1 protein-coding gene is annotated in these 915 nt (G+C 58.9%); it reads right to left on the reverse strand.

What is annotated here, in order from left to right; translation table 11 throughout:
• A protein-coding gene (locus tag PIN01S_RS26145) for an IS5 family transposase (protein ID WP_139809704.1) occupies nucleotides 1-854 on the reverse strand; the annotation gives its coding sequence in 2 pieces (ribosomal slippage) (nucleotides 1-512 and nucleotides 512-854; 855 coding nt in all).
• Between the last annotated feature and the right edge of the window lie 61 nt (nucleotides 855-915).

The following is a 915-nucleotide window of genomic DNA, read 5'->3' on the forward strand; positions in this document are numbered from 1 at the left end:
TTAGGTTCTGTACGAAAAGTACTGTCGTAAGCACCGCAGCGTGCAAGCCAGCGTGACCATCGCACCAAAACTTCTGGCGAGCTTGTCGTAACGGGTGCCAATTCTCCGGCTCTCTTTCAGCCAGCCAAACATCCGCTCGATGATGTTGCGCTGCCGATATTTCGGACGATCAAACAGCCGGGGCAGTCCTGGCTTGGGGTTGCGCTTCATGGTGCGCTGCGGAATCACCGGCTGCATGCGGTAACGGTCGCAGTACTGGCGCAGATGCTCGGCATCGTAGCCCTTGTCGGCTAGCAACCAGCGGCAGCGCTTGCGAGGCCGGCCTTGCTTGCCGGGGATGCGCACCTGATCCAACAGTGCCTGAGCATTCGATATATCGCTGGCCTGACCCGGCGACAGCAAAAAGCGCAGAGGCACGCCGTTGGCATCGCAAACCATATGGATCTTGGTGGTCAGGCCACCTCTGCTGCGTCCCAAGGCATGATCTAACGGCTCTTCTGGCCCCCCTTTTTCCCGGCGCCAGAAGAGGCTCGGGTTGCTCGCACCGCTGTGGAATCAATCATCCAAGTATCCAGATCGATCAACCCCTCCTGATTCAGGCGAACGTGCAGACGCTCAAGAACCTGGTCGAACGTGCCGTCATCCCGCCAGTCACGAAACCGCTGATACACCGTCGACCATGGGCCGAACCGCTCGGGCAGGTCGCGCCAAGCTGCTCCTGAGCACAGAAGCCAGAAGATGCCATTGAGCATCAGTCGGTCATCACTGCGGGGTCGCCCCATTTTCTGTTCGGGGGAAACCAGATCAACGATCAGCTCCCAAGCTGCATCCGGGAGTTCGTAACGCTTTGCCATGCGGGCCTCCAGCCTGTCATGGCGCCGATTCTACCCGCTTAGACTTTTCGTACAGAACCTA

This window comes from Pseudomonas indica NBRC 103045 (assembly GCF_002091635.1).
Classification (GTDB): Bacteria; Pseudomonadota; Gammaproteobacteria; order Pseudomonadales; family Pseudomonadaceae; genus Pseudomonas_M; species Pseudomonas_M indica.